This window comes from Anaerolineaceae bacterium oral taxon 439 (genome assembly GCA_001717545.1).
Lineage (GTDB): Bacteria > Chloroflexota > Anaerolineae > Anaerolineales > Anaerolineaceae > Flexilinea.
Window position 1 is genome coordinate 1,105,318 of sequence record CP017039.1, and the last position, 16,882, is coordinate 1,122,199.

Consider the following 16,882-nt stretch of genomic DNA (forward strand, 5'->3'; position numbering starts at 1 on the left):
CCAAAAGGTATGAGGTTATTATAGTGCGTCTGAGTTGCCTGTCAAGGGCCTGCGGCTGAGAATATGTTTAAGCCCATCTTATCGTCGTGGAACCGGGCCGGTAGGATTATGATTAGCGAGGGCGCCGTGCTTCGACTGGCAAAGGGAATCCGATGGCGATCGCAGTAATACGTCAGCTATCATGATGATGAGAGGATTGACAGATATGGATGAAACGAAAGAACAGGTCCCCGCCGCTATTCAAGTACGCGGCGCGCGGGTGCATAACCTGAAAAATGTGGACGTGAACATTCCGTTGAACAGGATCGTCGGGATCGCCGGAGTTTCCGGCTCGGGAAAATCTTCGCTGGCGCTTGGCGTCCTATACGCGGAAGGTTCCAGAAGATACCTGGAGGCCCTCTCTACCTATACGCGCAGGCGTATGACGCAAGAGGAGAAGGCGCAGGTGGACGAGATCCGCTACGTTCCCGCCGCGCTTGCGCTGCATCAGCGCCCAGGCGTCCCGGGTATGCGCAGCACCTTCGGCACTTCCACGGAACTCCTGAATGTACTGCGTCTCATGTTCTCCCGACTTGCAAGCCATCGCTGTCCCAACGGACATTACGTCGCTCCATCTATGAACGTGGCTGCGGGGCTTCCCCTGGTGTGTCCGGACTGCGGCGGGAAGTTCTTTCCGCCGTCCGCTGAGGAGCTTTCCTTCAACAGCGCCGGAGCCTGTCCGAAATGCGACGGCACGGGCGTTGTGCGTGTCGTCGACGAATCTACGCTCGTACCGGACGATTCGCTTTCGATTGATGATGGGGCCGTCCTCCCGTGGCAGACGCTCATGTGGTCGCTTATGAAAGAGATTGCCCGGAAAATGGGGGTCCGGACAGACGTCCCATTCCGCGAACTGACAGGCAAAGAAAAGGATTTTGTTTTTCATGGCGCTGCGGAAAAGGTTCACATGATCTATCAGAATCAGAAGACCGGAGCTTCCGGCGAAATGGATTTCACTTACTTTAACGCTATTTATACGGTGGAGAACGCGCTTGCAAAGGTGACGGACGAAAAGGGCATGAAGCGCGTCGAACGGTTCCTGAAGCAGGGTATCTGCCCGGACTGCGGCGGATCGAGGCTGTCCGACGCGGCCAGAGCGCCTCGGATTCGGGGAATTGGCCTGATGGATGCCTGCCGGATGACCCTGTCGGAGCTTACAGCCTGGGCGGAGACGATTCCGCCCGCGCTCCCGGAAGAAATGATTCCAATGGCGGAAAGCATCGGCGATTCTTTCCGTGGCATGGCGGCTCGCCTGCTTGATCTTGGCCTTGGGTATCTGACGTTAGACCGGGAGGGGGCTACGCTTTCTATCGGAGAACGCCAGCGCGTACAGCTTGCACGGTCTGTCCGAAATCGTACCACGGGCGTTCTCTATGTGCTGGATGAGCCGTCGATCGGATTGCACCCGTCCAACATCGAAGGGCTGAAGGGCGTGATGCGCGATCTGGTAGCGGACGGGAATTCGATCGTGCTGGTAGATCACGATACGCAGCTTTTAAAAGAATCCGACTGGGTAATTGAGCTGGGACCGGAGGCTGGAGCGAAAGGCGGAACGGTCATCGCGCAGGGAACGCTTCCTGATCTTGAGGCGGATAGGAACTCCCGGATTGGCGGTTTTCTCTCCGGTTCGGAAACCATGCTGGTTCGCCGAAGAGCGGGCGCGGCGCATCTGTTCGATCTTGGAACGATCGAAATGAGCACCCGCGAGATTCACACGGTAAAACCGCTTCAGGTAAAAATCCCGAAAGGGCGGCTTATCGCCGTCACGGGAGTTTCCGGTTCCGGTAAGACGACGATGGTATTGGAAAGCCTGATACCAGGGCTTGACGCCGTCTGCAGGGGGAGAGCGCTTCCGCCTCATGTCAGGTCGATCGACGCGCCCGGAATTCATCAGGTAAAGCTGATCGACGCTTCGCCGATCGGGATCAATATCCGTTCCACTGTAGCTACCTACGCCAACGTGCATGATGAGCTTCGTAAGATTTATGCTCAGGCAGCGGACGCGAAGAAAATGAAGTACAAAGCCGGCGACTTCTCTTACAACACCGGGAAGCTGCGTTGTCCGACCTGCGACGGAACCGGCTCGATCAGTCTCGATATCCAGTTCCTGCCGGATGTGGAGATCGTCTGTCCGGACTGCGGCGGATCGAGGTACGGAAAGGAAGCTTCCTTGATAGCCCGCGCGAGGAAAGACGGCGGCGCGGCGTACACGCTTCCGCAGCTCATGGCTATGAGCGTGAACGAAGCTTTGGAAGCCTGCGACGATTTAAAACCGGTGCGCAGCCGTCTTCAGACGCTGTCCGACCTTGGGCTGGGCTATCTTACGCTCGGAGAAGCGACCCCGAGCCTGTCCGGCGGAGAGGCCCAGCGTTTGAAACTCGCGAGCGAGATGGGGAAAGGTCAGGAAGATACGGTATTTGTATTTGACGAGCCGACAATTGGTCTGCATCCGCTGGATGTACGAGTCTTACTTTCCGTGTTCCAGAGGTTGATCGACAGCGGCGCTACTGTCATCGCGATCGAGCACGACCTTGACCTCATTCACAATGCGGACTATGTCATCGATATGGGGCCGGGAGGCGGTCAGGACGGCGGTCAAATCGTAGCTTCCGGCGCGCCGGAAGAAATCGCCGCAAGCAGGAACAGCGTAACCGGAAAATATCTCTGAAGAACCTGGCCCTGAATTTTTCAAGAGTTGAGAAAGATGATTCGTGGTTTCCATTCGTTATTGACAGAGTTTTTAAATCAGAATGATATAAGAGCTTTTATTCTAACAGGAGATTGAAATGAGTACAGTTCAGGAAATAAACGAGATCATTTGCGCACCGCGCATAAATCCTGAGACGGAAATCAAAAAAATAAGCATAAAATCGAAATAAGGGAGAAGCGCGGTTATCAGCTTTTGACGGCCGATCAGCACAATAGATCATTTATAAATTATAGTAAATATATGATAAAGTATAACAAAAAAGATCATTAGCTCGTTCGTATTTGTAAGAATACGCCTGCCTTCGTTTCGGGTACTTGCGCCCAATGAACAGGCGTTTTATTTTTAGCAGGGCCTGCTGAAAAAAACGGAATGATATTCCGTATTTGTCGGAAACGTCTGATATCATATAAGAAACGCACAGCGGAAAGGAGCGGTCCCGCATGTATATTGAGCGAAAAATAGAAAACAGGCTGATCTACCTGTCGGAGCATTTTCCGGCTCTGGTTCTTACCGGCGCGCGCCAGACCGGGAAAACGACGGTTCGGTTTGACGAAAACGCGGGAGCGTGATAAGATATGAACCGTCGTTCTGAGGGCGTATAGCTCAATGGTAGAGCAGTGGCCTTTTAAGCCATTTGTTTTGGGTTCGAGTCCCAATACGCTCACACGAAATCTGAAGTTTCCTCCTTTCGGGGAGGTATTTTATTTTATTGAATGTGCTTTTCAGAGGTGTTATGGACAAAGTAATTCTGACGCAGGAAGGTTACGAGAAATTAAAAAAAGAGTTAAGCGATCTGATCGACGTTAAACGCGTCGAAATCGCAAACCGGCTGCGCGACGCGATCGAGAGCGGCGATAACGATCTGCTCGAGAACGCTGAGTTCGAGGCGATCAAGAACGAGCAGTCGTTTATCGAAGGCCGGATCAACGAAATCGAGCGCATGTTAGCGGTCTCGAGGATCGCCGACGACTCGCCGCATTCGGGCGAAATCGCGATCGGATCGACGATTACGGTTCAGGAGGACGGCGAGGAAGAGGAATCGTACGTTATTGTCGGCGCGGCGGAAGCCAACCTCGAATCGGGGAAGATTTCCTATGAATCGCCGATCGGCCGCGCGGTCATGGGTCATCAAAAGGGCGACGTCGTCGAGGTCACGGCGCCCGCCGGCGCGTTCCGTCTGAAAATCGTCGACGTTAAGTAACGATTGGCACGAAAAGATCAATTATGAAGCTAAACGATTTAGAACAGGTTCGCGTTGAAAAACTCAACGCGCTGGCGGCGCAGGGGATTCCGCCGTATCCGACGCGCTCCGGGGTAACGCTCCGGATTGGAGACGCGATCGCTCGTTTTCAGGCGGCGGAGGCAGCCGGGACCGCGGCGGCGGAGCCCGTCGCAGCGACGATCGCCGGGCGGATGCGTTCGCTCCGCGTTATGGGAAAGCTCGCTTTTACGCATATCGAAGACAATTCCGGGCGGATCCAGCTGTTTCTCCGCGTCAACGAGCTCGGGGACCAGCTGGCTTTCTTCAAGGAGTATTTTGATATCGGCGATTTTATCGAAGCGACGGGAACGATCGCGCGGACGAAAACGGGCGAAATATCGCTGATCGCGACGTCGATCCGGATGCTCTCCAAGGCGATTACGCCGCTTCCGGCGGCGAAGGAGGAGCTCGTCGACGGGGTCACGGTCCGGCACACCGCGCTCAGCGATCCGGAAATCCGTTACCGTCAGCGCTATGCCGACCTGATCGTCAATCCGGACGTCAAACGGATTTTTAAGACGCGGGCGAAAATCGTTTCCGCGCTGCGCGAATTTTTAGACCGTCACGATTTTCTCGAGGTCGAAACGCCGATTCTCCAGCCGATTTACGGCGGCGCGGCGGCGCGCCCGTTTACGACGCATCATAACCAGCTGCATCAGGATTTGTACCTGCGGATTTCGTTCGAGCTGTACCTGAAACGGCTTCTGGTCGGCGGGCTTGACCGGGTTTACGAAATCGGACGCGATTTCCGGAACGAAGGCGTTTCGTATAAGCATAACCCGGAGTTTACGCAGCTTGAATTCTACTGCGCTTATTTTGATTACCTGAAGGTCATGGACTTTACCGAAGAGATGATCCGGTACACGGCGGAACGGGCGCTGGGAACGACGAAGGTCACGTATAACGGGGCTGAGATCGATTTCGGGAAACCGTGGAACCGGGTAAACATGCGCGAGGGAATTCTCGAAAAAACCGGGATCGACTTCGCGGAATATGAAAGCGCGGAAGCGCTCGCCGGGGCGATGGCGGAGAGGGGTATCCCGTCGAAACCCGGAACGCCGCGCGGCAAGCTCATCGACCAGTTGGTTGGGGACTTCCTCGAACCGACGTTTATCCAGCCAACGTTCCTTTACGATTATCCCTGGGAAATTTCGCCGTTAGCGAAGCGGAAGCCGGACGACCCGACGATGACCGAGCGGTTCGAAGGGTATGTCGCGGGGATGGAGCTTTGCAACGCGTTTACTGAGCTGAACGATCCGATCGATCAGGAGACGCGTTTCCTTGAAATGGGGCGAGCGTATGATGCCGATGATGACGAGAATAACCCGATCGACGAAGATTACCTGCGGGCGATGCGGTACGGGATGCCGCCGAACGGCGGTTTCGGAATGGGGATCGATCGGCTGACGATGCTGTTTACCGATTCGAGTACGATTCGCGAGGTCCTCCTCTTTCCGCACCTGCGCGACCGCGGGCAGGGCGGGGACGAGGGCGGATCGGCGGAAGGCGTATGACGCGGTTCGGCGTTCTCTGGGATCTCGACGGAACGATCACTGATTCGTTTAACTGCTTTTATGACGGGCTGATCGAGTTTTTCGACGCGAACGGTTTCGCGATCCGGCCCGATCCTGAAAGCTATCGCGCGGCTTTTTTTGGGAAGACGATGGATACGATTCTTAACGCGATCGCACCGGCTCCGCTCGCTGAAGACGATTTACGGCGGCTCAGCGCCGCGTATACGGATCTCTGCGCAGAGCGGGCGAAGAAGCCGGGAGCGATTACGATGGTTCCCGGGGTTGATCGGGTTATTTCGGAGCTGCGTTCAAATAACGTCCCGCAGGCGATCGGTTCGTCGAGCGTTCTGAAAATGATCCAGGGGGAGCTCGCCGGAATCGGACTCTTCGAGTATTTTGATAATATTGTATCGGGGGCGCTGCTGCCGTCGAAACCGGCGCCGGATATATTCCGTGTCGCCGCGGCGTCGCTCGGACTGCGCGCGGAGGCGTGCGTCGTATTTGAGGATTCGAAGATGGGCGTAGCGGCGGCGAAGGCGGCCGGGGCGCGCTGTATCGCGATCGCGACGTCCAACCCGCCTGAAGCGTTGGCTCAGGCGGATCTCGTTCTTGAATCGTATGATGGACTGGAGTTGGGAACGATTGCCCGTCTGGCCGGCGAATAGGAACGTTCGATCGGCTCCCTGATTTCAGGTTCGTCCGGGGCTTCGCGGTTGCGGGGCCCCTTTTGATCCCTGCTGGGAAAAAAGTCATGTGATTCTTATGACAGGAGTTTTGGGCTCTTGGGCGACGCGCCCTGTTTTTTCTTCGCGCTGCGGATATTTATGATGAACTTATGTTCTCCGAAGAGCATGGAACGGTTTTTTCTTCGTCGGAAAATTCGGTCAGCAGGCTGTTTTTGCGCTGAATTTTCGTTTTTCCGAAAACGGAATATATGGGGGATGATTTTTCGACTGATGCCGTAAAGCTGAAAACGGATGTCATAAATTTATCCCGGTTCGGCTTTTTTTTCGTTGTACCTCCTCGGAACTGCTGATATACTACCTAAATACCCGGGGGCAATACGGCTCCCGGCGAATAACTTGAAAAGTGGAGAATACTAAAATGGAAGGTTATTGTGTGAAATGCAAAGCGAAGCGAGAAATTAAGGATCCGGTCGCGGGCTTCAATAAACGCGGAAGCGCCGTCGTCTATGGTACCTGCCCGGACTGCGGAACGAAAATTTATCGCATTGGTCGCACTCCGTTGCACGACGGAATGGAAGCGCCGAAAAACTAAGGTTCCTCGGTTGACAATTTGCCACGCGGCAGGTCCGTGTGGCTTTTTTTATTCATGGGCGCGGTACGGTAAAATAGGGGCAGGGAATCAGGATGAAAAAGCTTTTTTGGATCATGCATGATTTGGAATTCGGCGGCGCGGAATCGATGACGATTCAGCTTCTTCCGGCGTTTGTCGACGCCGGGTATGACGTGACGCTGTTCCTGGTCCGGACGGGGGGCGGTTTATTCGAAAAACTCGATCCGCGCGTCAGGTTGATTTCGCCGGACGCAGCGTCGCTGCGGCGGGGCCTGCGTCCGTTGGCGGAGGCGCTTCGGACCGTCCGACCGGACGTCGTCGTCTCGAACCTGACGCACCTGAACCTGGCGGCGATCCTGACCGCGCGGCTGCTGCGGCTGGACGCGGCGCTGATTGTAATCGAGCATAGCACCCCTTCGCTGAACAATACGCAGAGTATCAAGGAACGATCCCTCGCTTCATTGGCTTCGCTTGCGTATCGGCTCGCCGACCGTGTCGTGGCCGTATCACAGGGCGCCGCGGAGGACATTCTGCGCATGATGCGCCTTCCCGCGGCGAAGGTCGCGGTCGTCTACAATCCGATCGACGCGGACGCGATCCGAGCGCAGGCGGAGGAACCGACCGGGATCGACGCGATCGATCAGGCCGAAACGCCGCTGATCGTCGCTGTTGGGCGTCTCGAGCGGCAGAAGAATTTTTCGTTCCTGATCCGCGCGTTCCGGCTCGTTCGGGATCGGCGCGATTGCCGGCTCGTCCTCGTCGGCGACGGAAGCGAAGCGGCGGAGCTGAAACGGCTCGCGGCGGAGCTGAAGCTCGCGGACGACGTCCTTTTTCCGGGGTTTCAGGCGAACCCGTTCGCGTTTATCGCGCGAGCGAACGTTTTGAGCTGCAGCTCGGAATACGAAGGCTTTAATCGGACGATCGCTGAGGCGCTGACGCTGGGGACGCCGGTCGTTTCGGTCGACTGCCCGTCCGGGCCGGCGGAAATCCTGGCGAACGGGGTATATGGCCGGTTGACGCCAGTGGGTGAGCTGAACGCGTTTGCGGATGCGCTCCTCGCGGCGCTCGGACCGATCCCGCCGGAGGAGCGGGCGCGGCTCCGGGCGCGCGGGAACGACTTTTCGGTCGGGCGGATTTTTACGGCAATGGAAAACGTGATCCAGTCGGCATCCGGGGATCGTTAACGGTAGGTTAATTTTTCCCGAATGGGGAATGAAATTGAGACTGCCGTCGGGGATGTCTACCGTTTAACGGTACAATTCTGTTTGGCTCCTTGCCGCGCCTGTCGGATCCGGAATCGGATCATGGCGGGGATCGGCAAGGAGCGGAACGGAGAAGGATCATGATCTGGGTATTGATTCAGTTTTTACTGATGTTCAGTCTTATTTTATTTTTGCATGAGTCGGGTCATTTTATCGCGGCGAAGGCGTTCGGCGTTGAGGTCGAGGAATTCGGTTTCGGCCTTCCGCCGAGGATCGTTAAATTATTTACCTGGAAGGGTACCGATTTTACGCTGAACTGGCTTCCGATCGGCGCGTTCGTGAAGCCCAGGGGGGAGTTCGACGACGAGAGCGCGACGATGGAAGGCGGGTTCAAAAGCGTCGGCCCATGGAAACAGCTGATCATTTATTTTGCCGGGCCGCTGATGAATCTACTGACGCTGGTCGTCGTCCTGCTGATCATCGCGCAGCTGGTCGGGATTCCCAATACCCGCGTCGTCATGATCGACCGGGTCCTTCCGGATTCGCCGGCGGCGCATGCCGGGCTTCGGTCCGGCGACGTTTTCGTAACGGTTAACGGGATTCGGGTAGACAGCATGCAGATCGGGACCGGGCTTTTCTACGACGCGGCGGGGCTTGAGAACCGGATCGTTTTTGAGCGCGGCGGCGAGGAATTCACGGTGATGGTGACGACGCTGAAAGAGCCGCCGGCAGGGCGCGGTCCGTTGGGGGTGGTGCTGACGAATCCGATGCGGAAGGTTTCGTTTGGCGAAGGGATCCGGATCGGGATCCAGGATTCGTTCGGAATGATCCGCGGGTATCTTCAAAGTCTCGGGATGCTCTTCTCGGGTCAGGTCGATCCCAACGTCGGACTGGTTGGGCCGGTTGGAATTTTCTCGATGTATCAGGACGTCGCGGAGGACGACGCGGAGATCCTCGAAAAGCGGAAGGAGCGGGAAGCGCTGGCGGCCGCGGGCGAGGATTTATCCGAAGACTCCGGCGCGGATTCCGCGCTGCCATGGTACAACAGGCTGATGTTTTTCGCGATGATCTCGATGGCGGTGGGGATTTCGAACCTGCTGCCGATTCCGGCGCTGGACGGCGGTCGGATGATGCTGCTGGTTCCGGAGCTGATCTTCCGGAAGCGGGTGCCGATGAAGGTTGAAGCCTGGCTGAACGTGGCGGGCATGGTCCTGATTATCGGATTAAGCGTGTACCTGATTTTCAAGGACGTTTTTATCATGGTAACGGGGTCGTAAAACGGAAATGAACGGGGTATCGAAGGAAGAACGGCGGGCGCTGCTGCGTTCCGCGCTGGAGAAGGCGGCGTCAGGCGCGGTGGGCTTCACGTCCGATGAATCGGCCGCGCTGTCGGATCTGGATCGTGCGGAAGCGAGGACCTTCCGCGAAGCCTGGCGCGGGATGAGGTCAGAGAGCCGGTTGTTCCTGTTTCGGGAGCTGCGCGCGGCGTTGGCGGCGGACGATATCCTCGATTATACGACGATCCAATTCGCGGGGCTCGAGGATCCGGAAGAGACGGTCCGGGTGGAAGCGCTGCGCGCCCTTCCGGAGGACGTTCCGGCTGAGTTGGTCCCGGCCTTATGCGACTGTATTCAGGATCGGAGCGAATCAGTGCGAATTGCGGCGATCGAGGCGGCGGTCAAAGCTTTTTCCGCCGGAGCCGGCGAGGCTGATCCCGTGATCCTGAGCGCGCTGGAGAGGGCGCGGGCGCGGGCGGCAGGGCGCGAGGCGCTGGTGATGATGGAGGCGTTCGCCGCCGCGGAGGACCCGCGTGCCGAAGCGATGATCGCGGCGGCGTTCGCGCAGCGCGACCCGTTGTCGATTGCGTCTGCGCTGCGCGCCGTTCGGAATTCGTTCGACGGCCGCTGGGCGGAGAACGTCCTCTCTTCGCTGGACGAAACCGACGCGGAGATCGTTCTCGAAGCGATCCGCGCCGCCGGGGCGCTCGCGCTGGAAACGGCGGCGGAACCGCTGCTGCGGATGCTGCTGTCGTTCGAGCGGTACGAGCCGGCGGCGTTTCCGGAAATTATTCTGGCGCTGGGAAAGATCGGCGGGGATCTCCCGCGGAAAGTTATTCGCTTTTTAGAAGAATCGTTGGCCGAGGATTCCGGGCTGAGCGAGGTTCTCGAACTGGCGAACGAATCGCTGGAGATCAGCGATTTCGAACGCGCGATCGACCGGTTGTCAGCGGCGGGAACGGACGCGTCGGCGTCGGAGTTTTGGGGATCGGACGAGGCCTATCTGGATCAGCTGGCGACGGCGATGGATTTATATCTGGAACGGAACGGCCTGTTCGCTGAGGATGAGGATGAGGAGCTTTCCCCGCTTCATGCGCACGCGCGTTCGCAGGGTCACAGCGGCGGCGAAATCAGCGCCGACGAAATCGATCCGTCGGATCCGCAGTACGCCCATCGCGGCGAGCTGGATTTTACGAGGTTCCGCGAGATCGACGCGGCAGAGATCGACGGTTCCCGGCGGAAACGGACGTTTCTGGACTGGAGCGACGAGGAGGTCGCCGCTTTTCGCGCCGCGACCGCGGGCCGCGATTTCGATTGGGAAGCGTTCCTGCGGGAGAACGAGGACGAGTAAAGGAAGGCGCGAATCTTTTTTTTCACCCGAAATTGGCGGGGCTTCCTTCCGGGGTTGGACGACGCTCTTTCGGCGATCCGGAAACGTATGGCCGGGGTTTTTCCCCGGCTTTCGCATAGGTTCCGTTTGGGGACGGTCTCCTCTTTTTTACATCCTGGCATGAACATTGCAACGTTTGATCATGTCGTTTCGGGATTTGGGGCGGAGTATTCTATCGGCTCGAACGAAAAATTCCGGACGCGCAGGTTTGGCATTGATATTGCAACAAACTGAGAAAGAAAAACATTGGGGAATACTTTCGATAGAAAAAGAGGTAATTGACAATGAAAAAACAAGCGCTTTCCATTTTATTGGCTCTGGTCCTGACCTTGAGCGTTTCCGCTTTCCCTGTTTTCGCGCAGTCGATCAGTGAAGGCGATGCCGTTGAATATTTCGGCGTGATCGATGATTGGGGGATGGACGATCTGAACCTGTCGGGCGTGGATATGACCGGGATCGATCTGTCGGCTTTCGAATCGAAGAGCGCCGACGATCTGACGCTGGAACCGACGATTGTTGAAACCCCGTTCCCGGCGGCGGAGACGGACGCCGACGGGTTATCGGCGAAAACGATCCTGAATCCCGCGGCGGCTGTCGGATCGGGTTCGTTCGTGCCCTGCGGCGACGGGAAGTTGAATATTGAATTAAAAATACCCAAGTTGGCTGCGCAGGTTCCCCCGGAAGGTACGGGCGGGAATATCAAGAACGCGATCATCGTCAAGTCGATTAAGATTAAAAATATTTCCCTTGATCCTGTGCCTGTGTATGATCTGCAGGGCTGCAGCGTCTGCGACGGCGGCGGGAAGCTGAAGCTGAACGCGAGCGGCGACGCGGTTATCAAGGGCTGGGTCCGGGTGCCGGTGATTTATCCTGCCGCTCCTGTGACCTTGGACGCGGATATTGTTTATGCGATGGGACCGTCCGCTCCGGATGTTTCGTTTACGATCGCCGCTGTGACGCTGAATCCGAAGTTGCCTGGCTTTTGTCAGGCGAAGTTAAATCCTACGGCCCAGAAGGCGACGTACGAGGATTGCGGCGGGAAGCTTTCCTATAAGGTTGACGTTAAGGTCCCCGCCAACTTGAAGTATGTTGTGCCGCTCGAGGTCTGGGTCAACGATACGGTGTATGAGGACTATATCTGCCGCTATACGGTCTTCGGCGCGTCGGGTTATCCGTTCGGCGGCGACTACTGCACGCCCGGCTACCAGATCCCGCTCAAGGAAGGTCAGCGCATCCGCTTCGAAGCGATTATTCCGGACCTGGTGAATCCGATCGCTGAAGTGTCGGGCGGTGCGACGCCAGATGTCAAATGGCGCATGGGTGGGACGAAACCTCCGATTCTTACAACGACGGCGAACCCCGTTCCGGGGGACTGCAAGGCGAAGATCGTTCCGCTCCCGCCGTTAGAGCCGACGAATCCGGCGAAGGATAAACCGTTGAAGCCGTCGGGCTGGTACAACACGTACGAAAACGCGGTTGTCGGCCTGTATCAGAAATGCGGACGCTTCGCGGTAATGCAGATCCGCTTGCGTAACGATGGCGGCGAAACCGGGTACGTGACGCTCCCGGGCGCGGTCGCGGTCAACGGCGGAACGCCGATCTCGTACTACTGGCTGTCCTCGACGGAACCGGAAAATGGAAAGGTTGCGATCGCTCCGGACGAAGTCGTGACGCTGCTGGGGAGGCTGTGGTTGACGAATCTGACGAGTCAGACGCATAGCGACAGCCCGGTCAACGTCTCGGTCAATCTTGCTGAAATCGGAACGTTCATGAACGGCAAGCTGTATTCCGATAGAGTGAACTGGCGCTGCTACTAAGATTTCCTCCTTCCCATGTTTTTTTCAGCCGCTCGTGAGAGCGGCTTTTTTTCCGTTGGATCCGGCTTCTTTTTGCGTGGAGCGTTCTGAGCGGAGGCGTGGGATGAGCCGAGGCGGCTGACGATAGGATCCGCCGGCTGCCTGAATTGTTCGGATTACCCCTTCCTCGTGGAGATTTGACCCGCGATGGGGAATGCGATATAATTTGACCGTTAAACTCTCGTGAAAACGCGGGGTTTTTTGAAAGAGGCGATATCATGACCCGGTTTTGCAAAGGGCTCGAAGCGAACGTTTTGGAAAGCCTGATCATGCCGAACTTATCGCGGGGAACCCGTTCGAAAAGCTTCGCTGCTGAAAAAGCTGAAAGGAAAAGAAATGGCAACGAAACGAACTTATCAACCTAAAAAGCGCCGCCGCTTACGCGTTCACGGATTCCGCGAGCGAATGGCTACCGCGGACGGGCGTCAGGTTTTGAAACGCCGCCGCCTGCGCGGGCGACGCCGGTTAACCGTCTCGATGAACAACAGCACGAAACGAATTCGCTGGTAATTTCCGCTTTGGACCTCCCGCAATTCGGTTCAAACGCGCAGAGCAGCTGATCCTTGGAACGAAAGAAACGTCTGCACCGTTCAGATGATATCCAAAGGGTGAGACAGAAAGGGAAATCCTTTCCTCACCCTCAATTTGTATTAATCGTTTCGAGCGGCGCGCCGGGCGCGGAGACGCTCGTCGGCGTTATATCGACGAAATCGGTCGGCGGGGCGGTCGAGCGCAATCGGTCGAAGCGTCTCCTTCGGGAGGCGGCGATCTGCCTCTTCCCGCGCATCCGTCCCGGACTCCATCTCGTCCTGATCGCGCGGAAAAAGATCCTCGACTCGGATTCGGGCGAGATTGCGCGCGAGTTGGAAAGAGCATGCGGAAAGGCGGGAATTCTTCTCTGACCGGATCCGGCTCCGTTCCCAGGCTCCTCGGCGATCGTCATGTCCCGGCCGCGGCGGAATGCGGCTGTGCCGTGAATAACGATGAGTACGCGTCCGAACCGAAAATACGCGACATGCGGATTGGTCTGTCGACGTTGCCGGCGTGGTTCGGCTGTGTTCTGGTTCGCGTTTATCAGGCGACTTTATCCAAAATGCTTCCCTCAAATACCTGCCGCTTCTATCCGTCCTGTTCGCATTACGCCTATCAGGCGATTTATAAGTATGGCCTGATTCTCGGGGGGACGATGGGTGTGTGGCGCGTGATGAGATGTAACCCGTTTAATCCCGGCGGTTTCGACCCGGTTCCGTAGGAGCTTCCGGCGAAAAGAGAACTATGAAGAATAAGTTTACGTTAACGATTTTAGTTGTAATCCTCGGGGCGGTCCTGATGACCGGCTGCGGAGGAAATTCGGCGTTAAGCAACGCTTCGAGCTGGCCGGGACTTACGGAGGCGGACGGCGTCGTTTATACGGCGAACGCTTACACGGTCGAAGCGGTCCGCGGCGGCGAACGTCTCTGGTTTTATCCGAACGATCCGGAAGAGAAGGCGCGAGAGTTATTTTTCGCGAATCCGGTTATTGACAGCGGGCTCGTTTACGCCGGTTCATATTCGAACCGTGTCCACGTTTTAGACGCGGAAACCGGTTCGCTCGAAGGGAAAATAACGCTTCCCGACGATAAGCATAAGCTCATCGCCCCGGTTGTCGTTACGGACGCGCTCGTCCTGATCCCGTCGAGCGATTCGACGCTTTACGCGTATCGGAAAGGCGAATACGGCCAACCGATCTGGAAAACGGCGCTGACGAACGAGCTTTGGCAGGCGCCGACCGTTCTTGACGGGACGGTTTACGCCGTCACGCTGGATAAGAAGATCCATACGATCAACCTTGCTGACGGGAAACTGATCCGGTCGGTCGGGACGGACGGCGCGATTATGGATGGGTTCACGGCGTCCGGCGGCAGGCTTTATTTCAGCACGTTCGGACGTAAGGTCGAGATTTTGGATCCGGCGACGGGCGAGATAAAAACGCTCCTGAACGCCGAATCGGAATTCTGGGCTGCGCCGCTCGTGATCGGGGAAGCGCTGATCGCTGTCGATTTACAGGGGACGATTTATGCCCGTTCGCTCGACGGCGCGGAGCTTTGGACGCGGACGAAGGCGTTCGGTGAGAGCGCGCGTGTGATCGCGCGTCCGGTTGCGCTTCCGAACGATCGGATCCTGATGATCAGCGCCGCTGGGGACATGAAGATTTACGATCTGGAAGGACGGTCGGAGGACGAGCGCTCGATTAACGCAACCGTCCAGACCGCTCCGGTATCGGACGGGGACACGATTGTCGTCGCGCTCGTCGGCGGGGACGCGCTCCTGAAAGCGTACACGCCCGACCTGAAGGAAGATTGGGTTTACGTCGGAACGGTTGACGCTAAGACGGAAGCGACGCGGACCGCCGCGGCGGAATCGAGCGCCGCCGGATCCACGTCCGGCGCTCCGGAAGCGATCGGGACCGCGGAAGGGAAATAGGGCGACATGTGGGAATCATTCGTAAATATTTTTATTAACATCCTCTTATATATCTATAAGCTGACCGGGAACTTCGGGATCGCGATTATCCTTTTCACGATTTTGATTAAGGTCGTGATCTATCCGCTGATGCGGTCGCAGATCAAATCCTCCGCCGCGATGATGGAGCTGCAGAAGTCGCCGGAATATATCGAGATGCAGGAGCGGTTCGGCGGCGATAAGGAAAAATTAGCGGAAGAGCAGATGAAGCTGTACCGTAAGGCGGGGGTGAATCCGACGGCGTCCTGCCTCCCGACGCTGATCCAGCTGCCGATTATTTTCGCGCTGTATCAGGCGATTATCGCGGCGATCGTCTCGACCCCGCTCGGAATGCTCGATTTATCGGAGCGCGTTTACACGAACTGGATCCGGATCGGCGAGATTTTCCCGATCAATCCAACCTTTTTATGGATGAACCTTGGACAGCGCGAGCGATTATTCGTCGAAGGCATTCCGTTCGGCATCCCGGTCCTGGCGATTCTGGTTGTGCTGACGACGCTGCTGCAAACGCGGCTGACGCAGAATCAGACGCCCAGCGGCGGCGACGGGGGCGGAAGCGGGATGATGATGAGCGGGATGATGAATATTTACATGCCGCTGCTGATGGGGTATATGTCGTACACGCTGGCTTCCGGGCTGGCGCTGTACTTCCTGATTTCGAATATCTTTACAGTTTTGCAGTACGGCGTTGAAGGAAAGCTCGACTGGGCGGCGCTGAAATTCTGGGTCAGGCGGGAAGCGCCGAAGGCGGTCGCGAAACCGGTTCGCCGTCCCTCGACGGCGGGTCAATCGAAAGCGTCGACGGCAGCGCAGAAGCCAGCCGCGCCGGCCGATCCGATGAAGATCGATCCGAGCGAATTTAAGAATAAGAAGAAACCGAAGAAGAAGGTTCAGTAAGCGGGTGACGATATGCAGTTAAGAAAATTGGATTTTTTAGGCTCAACCGTAGAAGAAGCGATTGAAAAAGGGTTATCGATTTTTAATCGAACGCGCGACCATGTCGACGTGGAGGTTATCGATACGGGTTCGAAGGGGATTTTCGGGATTGGCGCGAAGCCGGCGAAGGTCCGGATGAGCCTGAAACCGGGCGACAGGCTTTTCGACGACCCGGAAGAGGCGGAATTCGCGCTGGAGCCGGAGCCGGTCCCAGCGAAACCGGCGAAAAAGGAGGCCGAGCCTGCGCCGAAGAAGGAACGCGCCGCCGAAGCGCCGCAGCCCGAAGCCAGGACGGTTCCCGTCGGGAGCGTTTCCGCGCCCGTTGAGGACGAGGATGGGGATGACGAAGAGGTCAGGACGTATCCTGAGCGTATCGTCAACGAAAATTCGGTCGCGATCACGATCGGTGTGGTAAAGGACCTGCTGGACCACATGCGCGTTAAAGCAACGGTCGAGGGCCGCATCGGCGTTCAGGAAATCGGCTCGAATCAGCCGTGTATCCTGATCGATATCAAGGGCGACGATTTATCCTACCTGATCGGGCGGCAGTCGGAAACGCTGAACGCGTTCCAGTATATTACCGGCCTGATCGTTGGTCGCGAAAACGGCCACTGGGTCCCGATCCAGATCGATATCCAGGGTTATCGCGCCCGCCGCGAACGGCAGCTGCGCCAGATGGCGGTGCGCATGGCGGATCAGGTCGCGAAGAGCGGCCGGAAAATTTCGCTGGAGCCGATGCCCGGGCCGGAGCGGCGGATTATTCATATGATCCTGCGCGATCGGACGGACGTCTTCACGGAGAGCATGGGCGAGGAACCGAACCGGAAGGTCGTGATTTTACCGAAGCCCGCGGCCTGAGGAAGATTTAAGGCATGAAGGAGAGAACAACGCATCGTTCT

17 protein-coding genes and 1 tRNA gene are annotated in these 16,882 nt (G+C 57.1%); 17 read left to right on the forward strand and 1 reads right to left on the reverse strand.

The features are described 5' to 3' along the window. Window positions 1-205: 205 nt before the first annotated feature. Window positions 206-2,707, forward strand: coding sequence for an excinuclease ABC subunit A (locus BEQ56_04990; GenBank protein ID AOH42886.1), 2,502 nt, complete (start codon window positions 206-208; stop codon window positions 2,705-2,707). A 262-nt stretch (window positions 2,708-2,969) separates the two neighbouring features. On the opposite strand, the gene BEQ56_04995 is transcribed toward BEQ56_04990, so the two are convergent. Next, window positions 2,970-3,191, reverse strand: a complete 222-nt coding sequence (locus BEQ56_04995) for a hypothetical protein (GenBank protein ID AOH42887.1) — start codon at window positions 3,189-3,191, stop codon at window positions 2,970-2,972. 150 nt (window positions 3,192-3,341) lie between these two features. Here BEQ56_04995 and BEQ56_05000 point away from each other — a divergent pair. From BEQ56_05000 to BEQ56_05075, 16 genes are all read left to right on the forward strand, one after another. Then, window positions 3,342-3,413 (forward strand) — tRNA-Lys (locus BEQ56_05000). A gap of 69 nt (window positions 3,414-3,482) precedes the next feature. Next, window positions 3,483-3,950 (forward strand): hypothetical protein, encoded by a 468-nt coding sequence (locus BEQ56_05005; protein ID AOH42888.1) that lies wholly within the window; start codon window positions 3,483-3,485, stop codon window positions 3,948-3,950. 23 nt (window positions 3,951-3,973) lie between these two features. Further along, the gene (locus BEQ56_05010; protein ID AOH42889.1) at window positions 3,974-5,524 is read left to right on the forward strand and encodes a lysine--tRNA ligase; all 1,551 of its coding nucleotides are present in this window, start codon (window positions 3,974-3,976) and stop codon (window positions 5,522-5,524) included. Continuing rightward, window positions 5,521-6,189: a hypothetical protein gene (locus tag BEQ56_05015; GenBank protein AOH42890.1), complete on the forward strand. Its 669-nt coding sequence runs from the start codon at window positions 5,521-5,523 to the stop codon at window positions 6,187-6,189. The genes BEQ56_05010 and BEQ56_05015 overlap by 4 nt, the downstream gene beginning before the upstream one ends. Before the next feature lie 117 nt (window positions 6,190-6,306). Continuing rightward, the gene (locus BEQ56_05020) at window positions 6,307-6,489 is read left to right on the forward strand and encodes a hypothetical protein (protein ID AOH42891.1); all 183 of its coding nucleotides are present in this window, start codon (window positions 6,307-6,309) and stop codon (window positions 6,487-6,489) included. Window positions 6,490-6,894: 405 nt separating this feature from the next. After that, a complete protein-coding gene (locus tag BEQ56_05025) occupies window positions 6,895-8,004 on the forward strand; it encodes a hypothetical protein (GenBank protein AOH42892.1) in 1,110 nt (369 codons plus the stop codon). A gap of 158 nt (window positions 8,005-8,162) precedes the next feature. Then, on the forward strand, window positions 8,163-9,299 hold the full coding sequence (locus tag BEQ56_05030) for a hypothetical protein (GenBank protein ID AOH42893.1): 1,137 nt from the start codon (window positions 8,163-8,165) through the stop codon (window positions 9,297-9,299). 7 nt (window positions 9,300-9,306) lie between these two features. Further along, complete coding sequence (locus tag BEQ56_05035; GenBank protein ID AOH42894.1) at window positions 9,307-10,650, forward strand: hypothetical protein; 1,344 nt, start codon at window positions 9,307-9,309, stop codon at window positions 10,648-10,650. Between the two features lie 54 nt (window positions 10,651-10,704). After that, complete coding sequence (locus BEQ56_05040; GenBank protein ID AOH42895.1) at window positions 10,705-10,923, forward strand: hypothetical protein; 219 nt, start codon at window positions 10,705-10,707, stop codon at window positions 10,921-10,923. A gap of 50 nt (window positions 10,924-10,973) precedes the next feature. Continuing rightward, on the forward strand, window positions 10,974-12,506 hold the full coding sequence (locus BEQ56_05045; protein AOH42896.1) for a hypothetical protein: 1,533 nt from the start codon (window positions 10,974-10,976) through the stop codon (window positions 12,504-12,506). 375 nt (window positions 12,507-12,881) lie between these two features. Next, the gene (locus BEQ56_05050; protein ID AOH42897.1) at window positions 12,882-13,055 is read left to right on the forward strand and encodes a 50S ribosomal protein L34; all 174 of its coding nucleotides are present in this window, start codon (window positions 12,882-12,884) and stop codon (window positions 13,053-13,055) included. 98 nt (window positions 13,056-13,153) lie between these two features. Beyond that, a complete protein-coding gene (locus tag BEQ56_05055; protein AOH42898.1) occupies window positions 13,154-13,447 on the forward strand; it encodes a ribonuclease P protein component in 294 nt (97 codons plus the stop codon). A gap of 113 nt (window positions 13,448-13,560) precedes the next feature. Beyond that, window positions 13,561-13,797 (forward strand): membrane protein insertion efficiency factor YidD, encoded by a 237-nt coding sequence (locus BEQ56_05060; GenBank protein AOH44416.1) that lies wholly within the window; start codon window positions 13,561-13,563, stop codon window positions 13,795-13,797. Between the two features lie 23 nt (window positions 13,798-13,820). Continuing rightward, window positions 13,821-15,008, forward strand: coding sequence for a hypothetical protein (locus BEQ56_05065; GenBank protein AOH42899.1), 1,188 nt, complete (start codon window positions 13,821-13,823; stop codon window positions 15,006-15,008). A 6-nt stretch (window positions 15,009-15,014) separates the two neighbouring features. After that, a complete protein-coding gene (locus tag BEQ56_05070) occupies window positions 15,015-15,944 on the forward strand; it encodes a hypothetical protein (protein ID AOH42900.1) in 930 nt (309 codons plus the stop codon). A 12-nt stretch (window positions 15,945-15,956) separates the two neighbouring features. Next, window positions 15,957-16,841: a hypothetical protein gene (locus tag BEQ56_05075; GenBank protein ID AOH42901.1), complete on the forward strand. Its 885-nt coding sequence runs from the start codon at window positions 15,957-15,959 to the stop codon at window positions 16,839-16,841. The last annotated feature ends 41 nt before the right edge of the window (window positions 16,842-16,882 follow it).